The sequence below is a fragment of the Acidovorax sp. LjRoot118 genome, from assembly GCF_964253575.1.
Classification (GTDB): Bacteria; Pseudomonadota; Gammaproteobacteria; order Burkholderiales; family Burkholderiaceae_C; genus Acidovorax.
Genome location: NZ_CAXURB020000001.1, coordinates 992,774 through 1,011,123 on the forward strand (window position 1 = coordinate 992,774; position 18,350 = coordinate 1,011,123).

General features: G+C 69.2%; 16 protein-coding genes. 15 read left to right on the forward strand and 1 reads right to left on the reverse strand.

The features are described 5' to 3' along the window. Positions 1-111 precede the first annotated feature (111 nt). From ACSQ9E_RS04695 to ACSQ9E_RS04755, 13 genes are all read left to right on the forward strand, one after another. A complete protein-coding gene (locus ACSQ9E_RS04695; protein WP_436217027.1) occupies positions 112-2,349 on the forward strand; it encodes a TonB-dependent hemoglobin/transferrin/lactoferrin family receptor in 2,238 nt (745 codons plus the stop codon). A gap of 37 nt (positions 2,350-2,386) precedes the next feature. Next, positions 2,387-2,743: a hypothetical protein gene (locus ACSQ9E_RS04700; RefSeq protein ID WP_436217028.1), complete on the forward strand. Its 357-nt coding sequence runs from the start codon at positions 2,387-2,389 to the stop codon at positions 2,741-2,743. Continuing rightward, positions 2,740-3,870, forward strand: coding sequence for a hemin-degrading factor (locus ACSQ9E_RS04705; RefSeq protein WP_436217029.1), 1,131 nt, complete (start codon positions 2,740-2,742; stop codon positions 3,868-3,870). The genes ACSQ9E_RS04700 and ACSQ9E_RS04705 overlap by 4 nt, the downstream gene beginning before the upstream one ends. Next, on the forward strand, positions 3,860-4,735 hold the full coding sequence (locus ACSQ9E_RS04710; RefSeq protein WP_436217030.1) for a heme/hemin ABC transporter substrate-binding protein: 876 nt from the start codon (positions 3,860-3,862) through the stop codon (positions 4,733-4,735). The genes ACSQ9E_RS04705 and ACSQ9E_RS04710 overlap by 11 nt, the downstream gene beginning before the upstream one ends. Then, positions 4,732-5,817 carry a FecCD family ABC transporter permease gene (locus ACSQ9E_RS04715; RefSeq protein ID WP_436217031.1) on the forward strand — a complete coding sequence of 362 codons (1,086 nt, stop codon included), beginning with the start codon at positions 4,732-4,734 and terminating at the stop codon, positions 5,815-5,817. Before ACSQ9E_RS04710 ends, ACSQ9E_RS04715 begins: the two co-directional genes overlap by 4 nt. Then, on the forward strand, positions 5,814-6,626 hold the full coding sequence (locus ACSQ9E_RS04720) for a heme ABC transporter ATP-binding protein (protein WP_436217032.1): 813 nt from the start codon (positions 5,814-5,816) through the stop codon (positions 6,624-6,626). Before ACSQ9E_RS04715 ends, ACSQ9E_RS04720 begins: the two co-directional genes overlap by 4 nt. A gap of 115 nt (positions 6,627-6,741) precedes the next feature. Continuing rightward, entirely contained in the window at positions 6,742-7,119 is a 378-nt protein-coding gene (locus ACSQ9E_RS04725) for a hypothetical protein (protein ID WP_436217033.1), read from the forward strand. A gap of 183 nt (positions 7,120-7,302) precedes the next feature. Further along, positions 7,303-8,511 carry a TolC family protein gene (locus tag ACSQ9E_RS04730; protein ID WP_436217034.1) on the forward strand — a complete coding sequence of 403 codons (1,209 nt, stop codon included), beginning with the start codon at positions 7,303-7,305 and terminating at the stop codon, positions 8,509-8,511. Between the two features lie 35 nt (positions 8,512-8,546). Further along, on the forward strand, positions 8,547-9,095 hold the full coding sequence (locus tag ACSQ9E_RS04735) for a hypothetical protein (RefSeq protein ID WP_436217035.1): 549 nt from the start codon (positions 8,547-8,549) through the stop codon (positions 9,093-9,095). Continuing rightward, a complete protein-coding gene (locus ACSQ9E_RS04740) occupies positions 9,092-10,213 on the forward strand; it encodes an efflux RND transporter periplasmic adaptor subunit (RefSeq protein ID WP_436217036.1) in 1,122 nt (373 codons plus the stop codon). Before ACSQ9E_RS04735 ends, ACSQ9E_RS04740 begins: the two co-directional genes overlap by 4 nt. 10 nt (positions 10,214-10,223) lie before the next feature. Beyond that, a complete protein-coding gene (locus ACSQ9E_RS04745; protein WP_436217037.1) occupies positions 10,224-13,343 on the forward strand; it encodes an efflux RND transporter permease subunit in 3,120 nt (1,039 codons plus the stop codon). A gap of 40 nt (positions 13,344-13,383) precedes the next feature. Next, the gene (locus tag ACSQ9E_RS04750; RefSeq protein WP_436217038.1) at positions 13,384-13,773 is read left to right on the forward strand and encodes a hypothetical protein; all 390 of its coding nucleotides are present in this window, start codon (positions 13,384-13,386) and stop codon (positions 13,771-13,773) included. Positions 13,774-13,873: 100 nt separating this feature from the next. Further along, the gene (locus ACSQ9E_RS04755; protein ID WP_436217039.1) at positions 13,874-14,434 is read left to right on the forward strand and encodes a DUF4303 domain-containing protein; all 561 of its coding nucleotides are present in this window, start codon (positions 13,874-13,876) and stop codon (positions 14,432-14,434) included. Between the two features lie 28 nt (positions 14,435-14,462). On the opposite strand, the gene ppsR is transcribed toward ACSQ9E_RS04755, so the two are convergent. Continuing rightward, positions 14,463-15,284 carry a posphoenolpyruvate synthetase regulatory kinase/phosphorylase PpsR gene (ppsR, locus tag ACSQ9E_RS04760; RefSeq protein ID WP_436217040.1) on the reverse strand — a complete coding sequence of 274 codons (822 nt, stop codon included), beginning with the start codon at positions 15,282-15,284 and terminating at the stop codon, positions 14,463-14,465. Between the two features lie 268 nt (positions 15,285-15,552). On the opposite strand from ppsR, the gene ppsA reads away from it, so the two are divergent. Both ppsA and ACSQ9E_RS04770 read left to right on the forward strand, forming a co-directional pair. Further along, on the forward strand, positions 15,553-17,946 hold the full coding sequence (gene ppsA, locus ACSQ9E_RS04765; protein WP_436217041.1) for a phosphoenolpyruvate synthase: 2,394 nt from the start codon (positions 15,553-15,555) through the stop codon (positions 17,944-17,946). Positions 17,947-17,996: 50 nt separating this feature from the next. Next, positions 17,997-18,350, forward strand: a complete 354-nt coding sequence (locus tag ACSQ9E_RS04770) for a DUF4212 domain-containing protein (protein ID WP_436179284.1) — start codon at positions 17,997-17,999, stop codon at positions 18,348-18,350.

Consider the following 18,350-nt stretch of genomic DNA (forward strand, 5'->3'; position numbering starts at 1 on the left):
ATTCTCATATAATGCATCTGTAGCCAGCCACTGCCAGCCCGTTGAAAGGGTCTTCCGGCGTCCGAAGCCAGCTCTGTTTCCATCCGTCTCAGAGAAAAAGGGTTTCCTGCCGTGGCGCAACCAATCGACCAATCCCCCCGTTTCACACTCCGTCCGCTGGCCTTGCTGGCCGCGCTGGCGTGTGCCTCCCTCACCGGCGCCCATGCGCAGGCCACGGCCGACGCACAGCTCGTGGCGGCCGGTCCCGCGCTCAAGGAGGTGGTGATCAGCGGCTCACGCAGCGAGCAGAACCCTGACGACCTGCCGATGAGCATCGACGTGATCAACGCCCGCGCGCTCGAAGAGGGCCAGGTGCGCGACATCCGCGATGCGGTGCGCGAGCTGCCCAACGTGTCGGTCACGCGCTCGCCCGCGCGCTTCTCGCTGGCCAGCGGCTCCACGGGCCGCGAGCAAAACGCGGGCTTCAACATCCGCGGGTTGGATGGCAACCGCGTGCTGATGATGGTGGACGGCATCCGCCTGCCGCGCAGCTATGTGTTCAGCGCCAACGCCTTTGGCCGCGACTACCTGGACATGGGCCTGCTGCAGCGCATCGAGGTGGTGCGCGGTGCCACTTCGGCGCTGTACGGCTCGGACGGCATGGCCGGCCTGGTGAACTTCATCACCGTAGACCCCGAGAACTTTCTCAAGGACGGCAAGACCCTGGGCGGCCAGGTGAGCGCGGGCTACGACGGCGACGACCATGGCAAGCGCCTGGGCGCCACGGTGGCCGGCCGCGTCAACGACACAGTGCAGTGGCTGGTCAGTGGCAGCGTGAACCGTGCGCGCGAGCTCGACAACATGGGCACCAACGACTCGGCCAACGCCGACCGCACCCTGCCCAACCCGCAAAAAGACCAGGGCGGCGCGCTGCTGGCCAAGGTGGTGCTCACCCCCGGCGGCGGCCAGCGCCACGCCTTCACGGTGGAGCACGTGGATAAGACCTCCGACTACGAGCTGCTGACCGCGCGCTCCAAGCCGCCGCTGGCGGCCACGTCCACGCTGTCGTCCAACTCCTCCACCGACATGCAGCGCACGCGCGCCACGTGGGAGGGCCGCTGGCGCCTGAACACCGGCTTTGCCGACGACGTGAAGGCCACCCTGAGCTTCCAGGACGCACATTCGCGCGAGTACGCCTTCGAGGACCGCAACACCGCGGCCGACCGGGTGCGCGACGTGACCTACGACGAGCGCAGCTGGCAGGCCAATGTGCAGGGCAGCAAGCTGCTGCGCACGGGCGGCAACTGGGTGCAGAAGATCACCTATGGCATCGACCATTCGTCCGCCAAGGTCACCAACCTGCAGGACGGCGTGACGCCGCCCGTGGGCGAGACCTTCCCGCTCAAGCGTTTTCCCGACACCAACGAGACCAGCACCGCCCTGTATGTGCAGGACGAGATCATGAGCGGCCCCTGGAGCGTGACGCCCGGCGTGCGCTTCGACACCTTCCGCATCAAGGCCGACCAGAGCGGCTTCGGCGCGCAGGCGGTGTCGCTGTCGGGCAACGCCACCTCGCCCAAGCTCGGCGTGCTGTACCGCGCCACCGATGCCTGGAGCGTGTTCGGCAACTACGCTGCGGGCTTCCGTGCGCCCAACGCCGGCCAGGTCAACGCCTTCTTCGAGAACCCGGTCAGCAACTACAAGACGGTGCCCAACGGCAACCTCAAGCCCGAGAAGAGCCAGAACTTCGAGCTCGGCGTGCGCGGCCGCATGGACGCGCTGTCCATCGAGGCAGCGGCCTTCACCGGCCGCTACAAGGACTTCATCGAGGACCTGCGCCAGGTCGGCGGCACGGGCGCGCCGGGCAACCCGCTGGTGTTCCAGTCGGTCAACATCGGCCGCGTCAAGCTCAATGGCTTCGAGGTCAAGGGCGACATGCGCTGGGGCAGCATCGCCGGCGGCCAGCTGAGCACGCCGTTCGCCTACGGCCAGACGCGCGGCCGCGACACCGCCACCGGCAAGCCGGTGAACACCGTGGACCCCTCGCGCCTGACGGCCGGCCTGCGCTACGACACCAGCGCATGGATGGCCCGCCTGGACCTGACGCACGCCGCCGCCAAGAAGGCCGAGGACGTGACCCTGGCCACGGGCAGCACGCAGTACCTCACGCCCTCGTACACGGTGCTCGACCTGTCGGGCCAGTGGCGCATCCGCAAGGACCTGCGCTTGAACGCCGGCATCTACAACCTGACCGACAAGAAGCACTGGCGCTGGGCCGACGTGCGCGGCCTGGCCGCCAACGCCAGCTTCATCGACGCCTACAGCCAGCCGGGCCGCGCTGTGCGCGTCTCGCTGGTGGCGGACTTCTGAGCCACTTTCTCAAATCTATCGCGGAAGGAGACAGACCATGAGCCACGCCAACGATACGCCGGATACCCCAGCCTCCGGCGCCCACTGCGACGAGGAATACAGCCTGCCCTGCGCCGAGGCGCTTCTGGCCGGCACCCTGGCCCTGATGACGGGCTATGTGCAGGCCTGCTGCGACAGCCACCGCGATGCGATGGGCCGCAAGATCACCGCCAACCTGCAGATGCTGGCCGACGCCGAGGGCTTCACGCCGCACTTTCGCACCGTGGTCTGGAGCCTGCAGGGCCGCTGGGCCCAGCAGGGTGCAGGGCAGGGGGGCGATGCCGCCAGCGCCGCCCTGTCGGCCGCCGAGCAGCGCCGCGCGCTGTGGCTGACCGCACCGGAGACCGTGCAATGAGCGATGTACCGATGACGAACAACGCCGACCCGAACGGCATGCGCCTGCAGACGGCGCCCTCCATCCGCGAGCAGTTCGCCGCCGTGCGGGCCACGGGCAAGCGCGCCAAGGACGCGGCCGAAGCCCTGGGCCTGTCCGAGGGCGCGGCCATCGCGGCCCATGCGGGCGAGCATGAATACCCGCTCAAGGCCGTGCCGCTGCAGGGCTCGTGGCTGCAATTGCTGCAGTCGCTGGAAGTTTGCGGCCCGCTGATGGCGCTGACGCGCAATGAAGGCGTGGTGCACGAGAAGACCGGTATCTACACCAAGATTTCGGCCACCGGCCCGCTGGGCCTGGCGCTGGGCGAGGACATCGACCTGCGCCTCTTCTTCGCCCAGTGGCATGCCGGCTTTGCCGTGACCGAGGCCGCCAGCGATCCGGCACGCGCGCCCCAGCGCAGCCTGCAGTTCTTCAACGCCCACGGGCGTGCGGTGCACAAGGTGTTCGTGCGCGAAGCCACCGACCTGGCCGCGCTCGATGCCGTGGTGCAGCGCTTTGCCCAGCCGAGCGCGGGCTATGTGTTCGGTGCCGAACCGCTGGCCGAAGTGCTGCGACCCGACACCGAGATTGACGCCGCCGGCCTGCGCGAGGCCTGGGCCGGGATGCAGGACACGCACGAGTTCTTCGGCCTCACGAAGAAGTTCACGGTGGAGCGCCAGCAGAGCTTTCGCCTGGTCGAGGGGCAGTTTGCCTGGCGCCTGGCGAAGGAGTCCGTAACGACGCTGCTGCAGGGCGCGGCGGCAAGCGGTCTGCCCATCATGGTCTTCGTCAGCAGCGGCGGTTGCATTCAGATCCATACCGGCCCCGTGAACAACATCAAACCACTGGACACACCCGGAGCGCAGTGGATCAATGTGCTCGACCCCGGCTTCAACCTGCACCTGCGCACCGACATGGTGGCCAGCGTGTGGCTGGTGGAAAAGCCCACGGCCGACGGCGTGGTGACTTCGGTCGAGGCCTTCGACCCTGCGGGCGAATTGATGGCCATGTTCTTTGGTGCGCGCAAGCCCGGCAAGCCCGAGCTGCAGGGTTGGCGCGATCTGGCGGCACGCCTGCCACGATTGCAGGAGCTGGCCCATGCCGCTTGATACCCGTTGGATCGAACGCCGCCATCTGCTGCGGGGTGCTGCGGCGTTGCCGCTGTCCTTCGCGCTGGGCCAGGTCTATGCCGCAGGGGCTGCCCGCATCGTCTCGCTGGGCGGCGCGCTGACCGAGGTGGTCTACCTGCTGGGCGCGCAGAGCCAGCTCGTGGGCACGGACACGACGAGCCTGTTTCCCGAGGCCGCGCTCAAGACCGCCAAGGTCGGCTACATGCGCCAGCTCTCGGCCGAAGGGCTGCTGTCCCTCAGGCCCGATGCGGTGGTGGGCACCACCGAGGCGGGCCCGCCCGTGGTGCTGGACCAGGTGCGCAACGCCGGTGTGCGCGTGGAGCTGGTCAAGGCCGACCACACCTGGGACGAGGTGCAGCGCAAGGTGGCTGCCGTGGGCCGCGTGGCGGGCCGCGAACGCGAGGCCCAGGCCCTGCAGGCCGAGCTCGATGCCCAGTGGGCCGGCGTGCAGAAAAGCGTGGCCGCTGCCGCACGGCGCCCGCGCGCGCTCTTCATCCTCTCGCACAGTGGCAGCCCCATGGTGGCCGGTACCGGCACGGCGGCCGATGCGCTGATCCGCTTTGCCGGCGGCACCAACGCCATCACCCAGTTCGCTGGCTACCGGCCGCTCACGGCCGAAGCCATGGCCAGCGCCGCACCCGAGGTGCTGCTCAACAGCACCCAGGGCATCGAGGCGCTGGGCGGCGAGGCGGCGTTCTGGCAGCGGCCCGAGTTGGCGCTTACCCCAGCCTTCCGCCGCAAGGCCCTGGTGACGATGGAGGCCAGCCAACTGCTCGGCTTCGGGCCGCGCCTGCCTGGCACCGTGCGGGAGATCCAGGCGCGCATGCAGGCGATCACCGCGTGAGCGGGTTGGCAGCCGCCGTGCAGCACCTCCCGCAGCGTGCGCCTGGGCGCCTGTCCCCGCGCGCTGCGCTGGCGCTGGGCCTGGCCCTGGTGCTGTGGGCCTTTGTCTGGGGCAGCACGCAGGGCGCCTATGCGATCACGACCGCCCAGCTGTGGCAGGTGCTGCTGCAGGCCGTGGGTGCAGTGCCCGCCCCCGAGCATGCGCCCGAGTACCTGGTGTTCATCAACATCCGCCTGCCGCGCCTGCTGATGGGCGTGGCCGCTGGGGCCGGCCTGGGCCTGGCCGGTGCGCTGATGCAGGGGCTGTTCCGCAACCCGCTGGCCGACCCCGGCCTCATCGGCGTGAGCAGCGGTGCCGCGCTGGCGGCGGCCCTGGCCATCGTGCTGGGCAGCCACTTTCTGCCCGATCTGCCGCGCACCCTGGGCAGCTGGACCCTGGTGCTCATGGCCTTTGGCGGCGGCCTGCTGGTCACCGCGCTCATCTACGGCCTGGCGCAGGCCGATGGCGGCACGCGCATGGGGCTGATGCTGCTGGCCGGCGTGGCCGTCAATGCGCTGGCGTTGGCGGGGATCGGCTACCTCAATTTCATCTCCACCGACGAGCAGTTGCGCAACATCCAGATGTGGCTGTTGGGCAGCCTGGGCGGGGCGCGCTGGAGCGCCGTGGCCCTGGTGGGCAGTTTGGTCGCGGTGGCCTGCGGCCTGGGCCTGGCGCTGGCGCGCCCGCTCAATGCCATTGCCCTGGGCGAGGCGCAGGCCGCGCTGCTCGGCGTGCCGGTGGAGCGCACCAAGCGCCTGGCCGTGCTGGTGACGGCGCTGGCGGTGGGTGCCGTGACGGCTGCCACCGGCATCATCGGTTTCATCGGCCTGGTGGCACCGCACTGGGTGCGGCTCGTGGCCGGACCGGACCACCGCGTGGTGCTGCCCTGCTCGGCACTGCTGGGCGCCACGCTGGTGCTGGTGGCCGACGTGGTGGCGCGCACCATCGTCAAGCCGGCCGAGCTGCCGCTCGGCGTGCTCACGGCCTTCATCGGCGTGCCGCTGTTTCTGGCCATGCTGCGCCAGTTCCGGAGCAAAGTTTGAGCGCGAACCCTCTCCATTCCGGCGATCCGCTGGTGTGCGATCAACTGGGGGTCGGCTTGCCTGGCCGGCCGCTGCTGGCCACCGTGCATGCACGCCTGGCGCCTGGCCGTTTCACCGCCATCCTCGGGCCCAACGGGGCGGGCAAGTCCACGCTGCTGTCCATGCTCTCGGGCCAGCGCGCGCCGCGCTCGGGCTCGGTGAGTCTGGGGGGCAGGGCGCTCTCGGCCATTGCCGCGCCCGAACTGGCGCGCCTGCGCGCCGTGCTGCCGCAGGAGACGGCCGTGGCCTTCGACTTCACGGTGCAGGAGGTGGTGGAGATGGGGCGTTTCCCCCACCGCCAGTTGCCCAGTCGGCAGGAGGCGCGCATTGCCCACGATGCGATGCAGGCCACCGGCGTGGGCCACCTGGCCACGCGTGGCGTCAACACCCTCTCGGGCGGCGAGCGGGCACGCGCCCACCTCGCCCGGGCACTGGCCCAGATCTGGGAGCCGCGGCCCGATGGCGCCACGCGCTGGCTGCTGCTCGACGAGCCCACGGCCGCGCTCGACCTCGCCCACCAGCACCAGGCCATGGCCCTGGTGCGCCGCTGGGCCGTGGAGCAGGGCATCGGCGTGGTGGCCGTGCTGCACGACCTGAACCTGGCGCTGCGCTATGCGCACGACACTGTGCTGATGGGCGCGGGGCGCAGTGACGTGGGGCCCACGGGTAAGACACTGGATGCTGCGGCCATTGCGCGCGTGTGGGGAGTGGAATGCTCCGAAGTGCGCGCCAGCGACGGTGTGCCGCAGTTCCTGGTGGCGGCGGGATGAAGCGCAGATGACGATTCGGTCATCTGGCGGGGCCTTGTCCTTGGGCCCATGGGGATATGCGCAGTGGCGCATGCTGCGCCGCGCCATCTTGTCACTAGAATGCGCGCACACCACCATGCGCCGCCTGCTCCTCGCATTCCTGCTGCTGTTCATGCCGCTCCAGTCCATCTGGGCGGCGGCATCGCCGTATTGCGGGCACGAGGCAGCGCCGCAGGCCTCGCATTTTGGCCACCATGTGCACGAGCACCAGGCCGATGAGCAAGCCGCGCCATCCCAGACCAGTGAAACGCCCGACCATAGGGGCCTTGCCACCTCTGGCACGGCCGACATGGATTGCCACGCCTGCCACGGCGCGGGCAGCGGCATGGCGCTGAGCGCCAGCGCCCAGGCCATCGTGGTGTCGGTGGGCCGCCCTGCGTCCCAGGCGGCGCCAGCCTGGGTCCACCCACCCCTCCCCCGCCCCGAACGCCCCAATTGGTCCGTCCTCGCCTGAGCGGCGAGGCGGGGTACCGGGTAGCCCCTTCCTGACGATTCCTCGCGGCCCTGGCGGGCCGCAGCGGTGCGCGCTTGCGTGCCGGGCATCGTGCCTTGCCGATTTCAACCATGTGGCCTTCGGCCACTGCAGAGGAATCGAATGCAACGAACGAGAAGAACCAATCACACCCCACGGCTGTGCATGGCAGCCGCGGTCGCCCTGGCGTGGGCGCTGGCCGGCAGTGCGGCGCTGGCCCAGTCGCCGCCGCCGCTCACGCTCAAGGCCTTGTTCGACAGGGCCTGGGAGCGCCAGCCTGAGGCACAGTCGGCGGCGCTGCGGCGCGAATCGGCGCAGGCCGCGCGCAGCGGCGCATCGTCCTTTACGGCCGAGCCCGCCGCGCTGGAGCTGTCCACCAGGACCGACCGCCCCGGTAGCAACCAGGGCAACCGCGAAGTGGAGGTGGGCGTGGCCCTGCCGCTGTGGCTGCCCGGCGAGCGCTCGCGCAAGGCCGCACTCGGGGATGCCGAGATCAAGGCCGTGGAGAGCCGCCGGCTGGCCGCGCAGCTGCAATTGGCCGCCAGCGTGCGCGAGGCCTGGTGGGCCCTGCAGCGTGCGCAGGCGGAAATGGGCCTGGCCCAGGACCGGTTGCAGAACGCCCAGCGCCTGGCGGCCGACGTGGCCCGGCGCTTCCAGGCCGGCGACATGTCGCGTGCCGACCAGACCCAGGCCGACGGCGCCGTGGCCCAGTCCGAAGCCGCCTTAGCCGAAGCCACCGGAGCGCGCGATGTGGCGCAGACGGCCCTGGCTGTCTGGGGTGGTGGCGTGGAGCTGGCCGACGGGGCAGAGCCCGAGGCCTTGCCCGGCGCCGGCCTGCCCGCCGACCACCCCGCCGTGGCCGACTGGCAGGACCAGGCCGAGGTGGCGCGCCGCGCCGCCGACCTGGCCGCCGTGCAGACCCGTGCCAACCCCGAACTGACCGTGGCCGCCACGCGCGGGCGTGAGCAGGCGGGCGAACGCTACCTGCAAAGCTTCACCGTCGGCCTGCGCGTTCCCCTGGGCGGTGGCGACCGGGCGCGGGCCAAGGAGACCGCCTCACGTGCCGACGCACTCGATGCCGAGGTGCGCGCCCGCGTGGAGCAGGACCGGTTGGCCGCCGACGTGGCCGCCGCCATGGCGCGCGTGAAGGCCACCCAGGCCCAGCGCGAGGCCATGGACCGCCATGCGGTACTGGCGCGTGACACGCGCGGCTTCATCGACAAGGCCTTCCGCCTGGGCGAAGCCGACTGGCCCACGCGTCTGCGCGTGGAGCTCGAAGCCGTGCAGGCCGAGCGCCAGCGCGCACGTGCCCGCATCGATGCCGCCGCCGCCGTTTCCACCCTGCGCCAGGCCCTGGGCCTGCTGCCGCAGTGAGCGCCCCGCCTATCCCCTTAATTTTTGTGATCACCATGCAATTCCTTTCTCTCTTTTCCACGCTGGGGCTGGCCCTTGTGCTGGGCCTGCTGCCGCCAGCAGTCCATGCCGATGCCGGCCATGACCATGGCGAAGCCCCCGCCGCCGCCGCGGGCCTCGCCCTGCCGCGCTTTGCCGCCACCTCCGACCTGTTCGAGCTCGTGGGCGTGCTCGATGGGCAAAAGCTGGCGCTCTACCTCGACCATGCGGGTGACAACCGCCCCGTGAAGGAGGCCCAGCTGGAGCTGGACATTGCCGGCACGCGCGTGCCTGTCACCCGCGTCGCTGAGGGCGAGTTCCAGGCTGCGCTGGCGGCACCGCTGGCCGAGGGCGTGAGCCCTGTCACCGCCACCGTGGTGGCCGGCACTGAGACCGACCTGCTGGCCGGCGAGATCGATGTGCACGCCGCAGCGCATGCCCATGCCGAGCCCGCGGGCCGGCGCTATGCGCTGGTGGCGGGTGCCGTGGCTGCCGTGCTGCTGGCCCTGGCCGCCGTATGGGGTCTGCGGCGCAGCCGCGCTGCCCGCGTGGGAGGTGCAGCATGAAGCACTCACTTCCAACCCGCGCCCTGGCGGCCTTGCTGGTGGCCGCCGGCCTGTACGCCCCGCTGGGCGCAGTGGCTGGCGAAGGCCATGACCATGGCGACGCCCCACCGGCCGCCGAGGGCAACGGCCCCAAGCGCCAGCCCGATGGCAGCGTTTTTTTACCCAAGCCCGCGCAGCGCCAGCTGGGCGTGCGCACCCTGGTGGCGGCCGAGGGCCGGCACCCCAAGGCCTTCGAGCTGGCCGGCACGGTGGTGATGGACCCCAATGCCGGTGGCAAGGTGCAGGCCGCGCTGGCCGGCCGGCTGGAGGCGGGGCCCAAGGGCCTGCCCGGCGTGGGCCAGGCGGTGCGCAAGGGCGAGGTGCTGGCCTATGTGGTGCCTACGGCGGGAGCCATCGAGCGCTCCAACCAGTTGGCCCAGCAGGCCGAGCTGCGCGCTGCGCGCGACCTGGCTGCACGCCGCGTGGCACGTTTGAAGGACTTGGCGGACACCGTGCCGCGCAAGGACATCGAGGCGGCCGAGAGCGAGCTGCAAAGCTTCACCCAGCGCCTGGGCGCCGTGGGGGCGGGTCTGTCCACGCGCGATGCGCTGGTGGCGCCTGTTTCGGGCGTGATCGCCTCGGCCAACGCCGTGGCAGGGCAGGTGGTGGATGCGCGCGAACTGCTGTTCGAGGTGGTGGACCCTTCGCGCTTGCGCGTCGAAGCCCTGGCCTACGACACGGCGCAGGCCCACAGCGTGGCCGGTGCCGCGCTTGCCGTGGGCGGGCAGCGCGTGCCGCTGCGCTTTCTGGGCGCGGCGCGCAGCCTGCGCGACCAGGCGCTGCCGCTGCAGTTTGCGGGCGACTCGGCGGTGCTCGGCACTTTGGCCCTGGGCCAGCCCGTGCGCGTGTTCGTGCAGTCCACCGAGCAGGCCGCCGGTGTGCAGGTGCCCGTGGCCTCGCTGCTGCGCAACCCCGCGAACCAGACCATCGTCTGGGTCAAGGAGTCGCCCGAGCGCTTCGCGCCCCGGGTGGTCACCTTCGTGCCGCTCGACGGTGCCTCGGTGGCCGTGACCTCGGGCCTCAAGGCCGGTGACCGCGTGGCCACGCAGGGCGCCACGCTGATCAACCAGGTCCGCTAGGAGCCACCCGATGTTCAAGTGGCTACTCGAAAACAGCCTGGCCAACCGGCTGCTGGTGCTCATCGCCGCCGGCGTGCTCATGGCCTATGGCGCCTTCACGCTCTCGCGCACCCCGGTGGACGTGTTCCCCGACCTCAACAAACCCACTGTCACCCTGATGACCGAGGCCGGCGGCATGGCCGCCGAGGAGGTGGAGCAGCTCATCACCTTCCCGCTGGAAACCACGATGAACGGGCTGCCCGGCGTGGAAAGCGTGCGCTCCACCTCCAGTGCCGGCCTGTCCTTCATCTACGTCACCTTCGACTGGAGCACGGACATCTTCCGTGCGCGCCAAATGGTGTCCGAGCGCCTGTCGTCCATGGAGGAGGGGCTGCCCGTGGGCGTGACGCCGCGCATGGGGCCCATCAGCTCCATCATGGGCGAGATCATGCAGGTGGCGATCCCCATCGACGTGCAGCGCACCACGCCCATGGCCGTGCGCGAGTACGCCGACTGGGTGCTGCGCCCGCGCCTGCTGGCGATTGCCGGCGTGGCGCAGGTGATACCCATCGGCGGCGAGGTGCGCCAGTTCCAGGTGCAGCCGCAGACGGCGCGCATGGCCGAGCTGGGCATCACGCACGATCAGCTCACGGGTGCGCTCAAGGGTTTCTCGGCCAATACCTCGGGGGGCTTTCTGGAGCTCAACGGGCGCGAGTACCTGATCCGCCACCTGGGCCGCACCTCGCGCCTGGAAGACCTGCAGAACCTGGCGCTCACCGCGAAGAACGGCCAGCCCGTGCTGCTGCGCCAGGTGGCCGAGGTGACGTTTGCCGCCGCACTCAAGCGCGGCGACGCGGGCTTCGAGGGCAAGCCGGCCGTGATCCTGGGTATCCAGAAGCAGCCCACGGCCGACACGATTGCGCTCACGCGCAGCATCGAGGCAGCACTTGGGGACTTGAAGAAGTCGTTGCCCGCAGGCATGGAGGCGCCGCGCGTCACCTTCCGCCAGGCCAGCTTCATCGAGGCCTCGGTCACCACCTTACAGGGCAAGCTCATGGGCGCATCGGTGTTCGTGGCGGTGATTTTGTTCGTGTTTCTCGGAACGCTCAGGCCCACGGTGATCGCGCTCACGGCCATCCCGGTGTCGATCTTCATCACGGCGCTGGTGTTCAAGTACTTCGGCCTGTCCATCAACACCATGACGCTGGGCGGTTTGGCCATTGCCATCGGCGGCCTGGTGGACGATGCCGTGGTGGACGTGGAGAACGTGCTGCGCCGCCTGAAGATGGACCGCGCCAAGCACCCGAACCACCGCTTGCACCCCATCGAGGTGGTCAAGCTCGCGTCGATGGAAGTGCGCTCGGGCATCCTCTACGCCACGGCCATCATCGTGCTGGTGTTCCTGCCGCTGTTCGCGCTGCCAGGCATCGAGGGGCGGCTGTTCGTGCCCCTGGGCATTGCCTTCATCGTCTCCACCGTGGCCTCGCTGCTGGTGTCGGTCACGGTCACGCCGGTGCTGGCCTTCTATCTGCTGCCACGCATGAAGAACCTGGACCATGGCGACACGCGCGTGGTGGCCTGGCTCAAGGCGCGCTACCGCAGCGGGCTGCTGGGCGTGCTGGCGCGGCCGCGCATCGCCATGGCCGTGAGCGCAGTGGCGGTGGTGCTTTCGGTGGCGGCGGTGCCGTTCTTTCCGACCACCTTTTTGCCACCGTTCAACGAGGGCACGCTGCTCATCGGCATGCGCCTGAACCCGGGCGTGACGCTGGCCGAGTCGGCCGCCCTGGCCAGCCAGGCCGAGGTGCTGGTGCGCCAGGTGCCCGAGGTCACGCACGTGGGCCGGCGCAGCGGCCGGGCCGAGCTCGATGAGCACGCCGAGGGCGTGCACGTGAGTGAGCTCGACGTGGGCCTGCTGCCAGCGGCCGAGTTGAAGCGCAGCATGGCCGAGGTGCAGGCCGACATCCGCAGCCGGCTGGCGCAGATGCCGGCGGCCATTGCCATCGGCCAGCCGATCTCGCACCGCATCGACCACATGCTCTCGGGCGTGCGCTCGCAGATCGCGATCAAGCTCTTCGGCGAAGACCTCGATACCCTGCGCGGCCAGGCCGATGCGCTGCGCGCGCGCCTGGCCAGCATCGACGGCCTGGCCGACCTGGAGGTGGAAAAGCAGGTGCTGGCGCCGCAGATCACCGTGCGCGTGGACCATGCCGCGGCCGCCCAGTACGGCGTGCCCGCAGCGCAGGTGCTGGCCACCTTGCAGGGCCTGGTGGAGGGCGAGAAGGTCACACAGATCGTGGAGGGCAGCCGGCGCTTTGCGCTGGTGGTGCGCCTGCCCGAGAGCGCGCGCTCACTTGAAGGCCTGGCGCAGATCATGATCGAGACCCCGCGCGGGCGGGTGCCGCTGTCGCGCCTGGCCAGCATCGAGGACGGCGACGGCCCCAACCAGATCAGCCGCGACGATGGCAAGCGCCGCATCGTGCTGTCTGCCAACGCGCAGGGCAGGGCGCTGTCCGATGTGGTGGCCGACATCCGCAAGGTGGTGGGCGAGACGCGCCTGCCCGATGGCTACTTCATCACCCTGGGCGGCCAGTTCCAGGCGCAGGAGGAGGCCAGCCGCCTGGTGGGCATGCTGGCCGTGGTCTCGCTGGTGCTGATGTTCGTGGTGCTGTACACGCGCTACCGCTCGGCCACGCTGTCGGCGCTGATCATGGCCAACATCCCGCTGGCGCTGGTGGGCGCCGTGCTGGGGCTGTGGATCTCGGGCCAGCCGCTGTCGGTGGCGGCGCTGATCGGCTTCATCACGCTGGCGGGCATCTCGGTGCGCAACGGCATTTTGAAGGTGAGCCACTACCTGAACCTGATGCGCGTGGAGGGCGAGAACTTCGATCACGCCATGATCGTGCGCGGCTCGCTCGAACGCCTCTCCCCCGTGCTCATGACGGCCCTGGTCACCGCCTTCGCGCTGGCGCCGCTGCTGCTGGAGGCCGAGCGCCCCGGCACCGAGATCTTGCACCCGGTGGCGGTGGTGATCTTCTCGGGCCTGATCAGCTCGACCCTGCTCGATACCTTCCTGACCCCCGCCCTGTTCTGGCTGTTCGGCCGCCGCGATGCCGAGCGCCTGCTGGACGACAAGAACGCCGAGGCGTTCTGAGCTTTTCCCCTGTTTCCGTCAACCCTTTGAAAGGACACCCATGAAAACCAAGTACCTCCTGGCCTCCCTGGCCCTGGCTCTTTCTGGCGCAGCATTCGCCGCCGGCGAACACACCCATGGCGACGACCACAAGCCGCAGCACGGCGGCATCGTGGCCGGCACGCACGACATGGACTATGAACTGGTGGCACGGCCCGACGTGATCACCCTGCACCTGCGCGACCACGGCAAGCCGGCCAGCTCGCAGGGCGTGGGCGCCAAGCTCACGCTGCTCAACGGCACCGAAAAATCCGAGGCCGTGCTGGTACCGGCCGGCGAGGGCAGGCTCGAAGCCAAGGGCTCGTTCAAGGTGGCGCCCGGCACCAAGGTGGTGGCGCTGGTGACCTTGCCGGGCAAGAAGCCCGCGAACGTGCGTTTTGCGTTGAAGTAAGCAGGCACCAACGCAGGCCAGCGCGCAATGCGTCACGAAAATGGCGCTGGTGGCGCCAGCACGGGCTGCGTGCGGCCCAGGGTGGGCCTACCATGTGCCCATGCCTGTTTCCACCGATTTCGATTTCGCTACGCTGGCCGAGGGCATCGCCCAGGCCAGCCGTGCGGCCCTGGCCGATATCTCCGAGCGCTGCGGCCCGCACGACCCCGTGTGTGCCTTCACCCTGTACACCGACGACGGGGCCATGACCGTCTGCCCGGCCCTGTTGACCGAATCGCAGGTGCGCGAACTCACAGCGCGCCACCCGGACGAGGCCAGCTTCTACCTCTACAGCTCCTCGGAATGGCCCCTGGAGGGGGAGGGCGCCAATGGCGCCTTCAATGACCTGTGCACGCTGGTGCGTGAACATGTGCTTGCGCTGCCGGACGAGGGTGGCGATGCCGCCTTCACGGCTTTTCGTGCGCAACTGCTCGAAACCATGGTCCAGGTGCTGGAGCGCCTGCGCCGCGAAGACCCGGCCTTCGCCCGCGAGTCCCTGCTGCTGCAGGTGTCGGTCTCGGATGGCGATGAGCCGGCCGAGGTGCTGAACCAGTGGGTGGCCCGCCTGAACCCACCCGCCGCAGCAGCCGAATTCAAGGCCTGGACCGATTCCTGGGGTTGACGGCTGGCGCGGGCATGGCCCGCCGCCGTCAATACACCAGCCGTTCGGGCCGGATCTCCTGCAGGATGGTGGTGGCGATCTCTTCGATCGACTTGGTGGTGGTGGACAGCCAGCGGATGCCGGCGCGGCGCATCATGGCCTCGGCCTCGGCCACCTCGTGGCGGCAGTTGACCAGGTCGGCATACTTGGAGTTGGGGCGGCGCTCGTTGCGGATCTCGGACAGGCGCTCGGGCTGGATGGTCAGGCCGAAGATCTTCTTGCGGTGCGGCTCCAGCGCGGGCGGCAGCTGGCGGCGGTCGAAATCCTCGGGGATCAGCGGGTAGTTGGCGGCCTTCATGCCGTACTGCATGGCCAGGTACAGGCTGGTGGGGGTCTTGCCGCTGCGGCTCACGCCCACCAGGATCACGTCGGCACCGGCCAGGTCGCGGTTGCTCTGGCCGTCATCGTGCGCCAGGCTGAAGTTGATGGCCTCGATGCGGTCGGTGTACTCCTTGCTGCGGCTCACGTCACTGAAGCGGCCCACGCGGTGGTGGGACTTGATGCCGAGCTCTTCCTCCAGCGGGTGCACGAAGGTGCCGAACATGTCCAGCAGCATGCCCTTGCAGCCTTCCTGGATGACGCGCAGCACCTCCATGTTGACCAGAGTGGTGAAGACGATGGGCTTCTTGCCCTCGATCTCGGCCGTGTGGTTGATCTGCCGCACCGTCTGGTGCGCCTTGTCCACGCTGTCGATGAAGGGCAGGCGCACATGGCGGGGCTTCATCTCGAACTGGGCCAGGATGGCATTGCCGAAGGTCTCTGCCGTGATGCCGGTGCCGTCCGAGACGAAGAATACGGTGCGCGTGTGCATGGGGGCAGGGCCTTTCGTCGCTTTGGCAGCGCCTTGTGTTCGGGTGGATCGTAGTGCGAGGACTACAGGCATCGTAAACAGGTTCCTGCGTGCTCCCGGCGCCGCAGGCCTACAATTGTGTCAATTATCCAAATTTCTCAACCATGCACGCCGTCGGCACACAACCACAACGACAAAGCCTTAGCCAGTGCATGTCCGCTCGCCCCACGGTGCCCCTTGGTGGGGGCGGGCGCGCAGACGACCCGGTTTCAACTTCTGGAGCTTTCCCATGTCTGCACTTTTCAGCCCGACCGCCCTGGTCGTACCGTTTGAAAACCTGAGAATGACCGATGTCGAGTCGGTGGGCGGTAAAAACGCCTCCCTCGGCGAAATGATCTCGCAGCTGCCCGAGGGCGTGCGCGTCCCTACGGGTTTTGCCACCACGGCACATGCCTTCCGCGAATTCCTGGCCCACGATGGCCTGGCCGACAAGATCAGCGCCAAGCTGGCCAGCCTCGATACCGAGGACGTGCGCGCCCTGGCCCGGGTAGGCGGCGAAATCCGCGCCATGGTCGAGGCCCAGCCCTTCCCGGCCGACCTGCAAAAAGCCATTGGCGAAGCTTTTGCCACCCTGTCCGCCGGCAACCCGCAGGCCAGCTTTGCCGTGCGCTCGTCGGCCACGGCCGAAGACCTGCCCGACGCCTCGTTCGCCGGCCAGCAGGAGACCTTCCTGAACGTGGTGGGCATCGACGACGTGCTGCACAAGATGAAGGAGGTGTTCGCCTCCCTTTACAACGACCGTGCCATCTCCTACCGCGTGCACAAAGGCTTTGCGCACGACGTGGTGGCCCTGTCGGCCGGCGTGCAGCGCATGGTGCGCTCCGACCTGGGTGCTGCGGGCGTGATGTTCACCATCGACACCGAGTCGGGTTTCGACCAGGTAGTCTTCATCACCAGCAGCTACGGCCTGGGCGAGACGGTGGTGCAGGGCGCCGTGAACCCCGACGAGTTCTACGTGCACAAGCCCACCCTGCAGGCCGGCAAGAAGGCCGTGATCCGCCGCAACCTGGGCAGCAAGCTGGTGCAGATGGTGTTCTCCACGGCCGAGGAAAAGGCCGCATCGGGCAAGCTGGTGAAGACCACCGACGTGCCCACCGAGCAGCGCAACCGCTACTCGCTGACCGATGCCGACGTGCAGCAACTGGCGCACTATGCGCTGGTGATCGAGCAGCACTATGGCCGCCCGATGGACATCGAATGGGGCAAGGACGGCACCGACGGCCTGCTTTACATCCTGCAGGCGCGCCCCGAGACGGTCAAGAGCCAGTCCAAGGGCCAGGCCGAGATGCGCTACAAGCTCAAGGGCCAGGGCACCGTGCTGGCCGAGGGCCGCGCGATTGGCCAGAAGATCGGCACCGGCCCGGTGCGCCTGGTGCACAACATCTCCGAGATGGACAAGGTGCAGCCCGGCGACGTGCTGGTGACCGACATGACCGACCCCAACTGGGAGCCGGTGATGAAGCGCGCCAGCGCCATCGTCACCAACCGCGGCGGGCGCACCTGCCACGCCGCCATCATCGCGCGCGAGCTGGGCATCCCGGCCGTGGTGGGCTGCGGTGACGCGACCGAGCTGCTCAAGGACGGCACCCTGGTCACGGTGAGCTGCGCCGAGGGCGACACCGGCCACATCTACGACGGCCTGCTGGAAACCGAGGTCACCGAGGTGCAGCGCGGCGAGATGCCGGCCATCAAGACCAAGATCATGATGAACGTGGGCAACCCCCAACTGGCCTTCGACTTCTGCCAGTTGCCCAACGAAGGCGTGGGCCTGGCGCGGCTCGAGTTCATCATCAACAACAACATCGGCGTGCACCCCAAGGCGATCCTGGACTACCCGCAGATCGACGCCGACCTGAAGAAGGCCGTGGAGTCGGTGGCCCGCGGCCATGCCAGCCCCCGCGCCTTCTACGTGGACAAGGTCGCCGAAGGCGTGGCCACCATAGCCGCGGCCTTCTACCCCAAGCCGGTGATCGTGCGCCTGTCGGACTTCAAGAGCAATGAATACCGCAAGCTCATCGGCGGCAGCCGCTACGAGCCCGAGGAAGAGAACCCGATGCTGGGCTTTCGCGGTGCGGCGCGCTACCTGAGCGCTGACTTCGGCGAGGCCTTTGCGATGGAGTGCGAGGCACTGAAGCGCGTGCGCAACGAGATGGGCCTGACCAACGTGCAGGTGATGGTGCCCTTCGTGCGTACCCTCGGCCAGGCCGAACGCGTGACGCAACTGCTGGCCCAGCACGGCCTGCAGCGCGGCAAGGACGACCTCAAGGTCATCATGATGTGCGAGGTGCCGAGCAATGCCATCCTGGCCGAGCGCTTCCTCGAGTTCTTCGACGGCTTCTCCATCGGCTCCAACGACCTGACCCAACTCACGCTGGGCCTGGATCGCGACTCGGGCCTGGAATTGCTGGCGCAGGACTTCGACGAGCGCGACCCCGCCGTGCTGGCGCTGATCCACCAGGCCATCAAGGCCTGCCTGGCGCAGGGCAAGTACATCGGCATCTGCGGCCAGGGCCCCAGCGACCACCCTGACTTTGCGCAGTGGCTGGCGACCGAGGGCATCTCTTCCATCTCGCTGAACCCCGACAGCGTGATGGCCACCTGGCAGCAACTGGCTGCGGGCTGACGCCTTGCGGGCACGGGCACGCCAATTCATGCAGCGCCCTGGCTGATCCGATGCCCGTGCTGCCCCGTTCCCCCATCAAGCCTGCCGAGCCCGAGCTCGCAGGCCCTTTTCCGCCCGACCTGCACGACGTGCGCCACCTGTGGCTGAAGGCGGGGTTGCTGGTGATCTGGGTGCTGGTGTCCTTCGTGGCCACCTACTTCGCACGCGACCTGCAGTTCCTCATCCCGGGCGGCTGGCCGCTGGGCTACTGGATCGAGGCGCAGGGCGCGGTGCTGGTGTTCATTGCCATCGTGGTGGTGTATGCCTGGGCCATGAACCGCTTCGAGCGGCAGGACGAACGGCGCCGCCTGGCGCTGGAAGCCGCCCCGCCAGCGGACGGCAAGCTCCCTGCGGACGCGGCCTGA

Excerpts from the sequence above, each read along its gene's own strand:
- ACSQ9E_RS04770 (WP_436179284.1), top strand. The coding sequence starts at position 17,997 with ATGCCCGTGCTGCCCCGTTCCCCCATCAAGCCTGCCGAGCCCGAGCTC.
- ACSQ9E_RS04730 (WP_436217034.1), top strand. The coding sequence starts at position 7,303 with ATGGCAGCCGCGGTCGCCCTGGCGTGGGCGCTGGCCGGCAGTGCGGCG.
- ppsR (WP_436217040.1), bottom strand. The coding sequence starts at position 15,284 with ATGCACACGCGCACCGTATTCTTCGTCTCGGACGGCACCGGCATCACG.
- ACSQ9E_RS04725 (WP_436217033.1), top strand. The coding sequence starts at position 6,742 with ATGCGCCGCCTGCTCCTCGCATTCCTGCTGCTGTTCATGCCGCTCCAG.
- ACSQ9E_RS04705 (WP_436217029.1), top strand. The coding sequence starts at position 2,740 with ATGAGCGATGTACCGATGACGAACAACGCCGACCCGAACGGCATGCGC.
- ACSQ9E_RS04735 (WP_436217035.1), top strand. The coding sequence starts at position 8,547 with ATGCAATTCCTTTCTCTCTTTTCCACGCTGGGGCTGGCCCTTGTGCTG.
- ACSQ9E_RS04755 (WP_436217039.1), top strand. The coding sequence starts at position 13,874 with ATGCCTGTTTCCACCGATTTCGATTTCGCTACGCTGGCCGAGGGCATC.
- ppsA (WP_436217041.1), top strand. The coding sequence starts at position 15,553 with ATGTCTGCACTTTTCAGCCCGACCGCCCTGGTCGTACCGTTTGAAAAC.
- ACSQ9E_RS04745 (WP_436217037.1), top strand. The coding sequence starts at position 10,224 with ATGTTCAAGTGGCTACTCGAAAACAGCCTGGCCAACCGGCTGCTGGTG.
- ACSQ9E_RS04750 (WP_436217038.1), top strand. The coding sequence starts at position 13,384 with ATGAAAACCAAGTACCTCCTGGCCTCCCTGGCCCTGGCTCTTTCTGGC.
- ACSQ9E_RS04700 (WP_436217028.1), top strand. The coding sequence starts at position 2,387 with ATGAGCCACGCCAACGATACGCCGGATACCCCAGCCTCCGGCGCCCAC.
- ACSQ9E_RS04740 (WP_436217036.1), top strand. The coding sequence starts at position 9,092 with ATGAAGCACTCACTTCCAACCCGCGCCCTGGCGGCCTTGCTGGTGGCC.
- ACSQ9E_RS04710 (WP_436217030.1), top strand. The coding sequence starts at position 3,860 with ATGCCGCTTGATACCCGTTGGATCGAACGCCGCCATCTGCTGCGGGGT.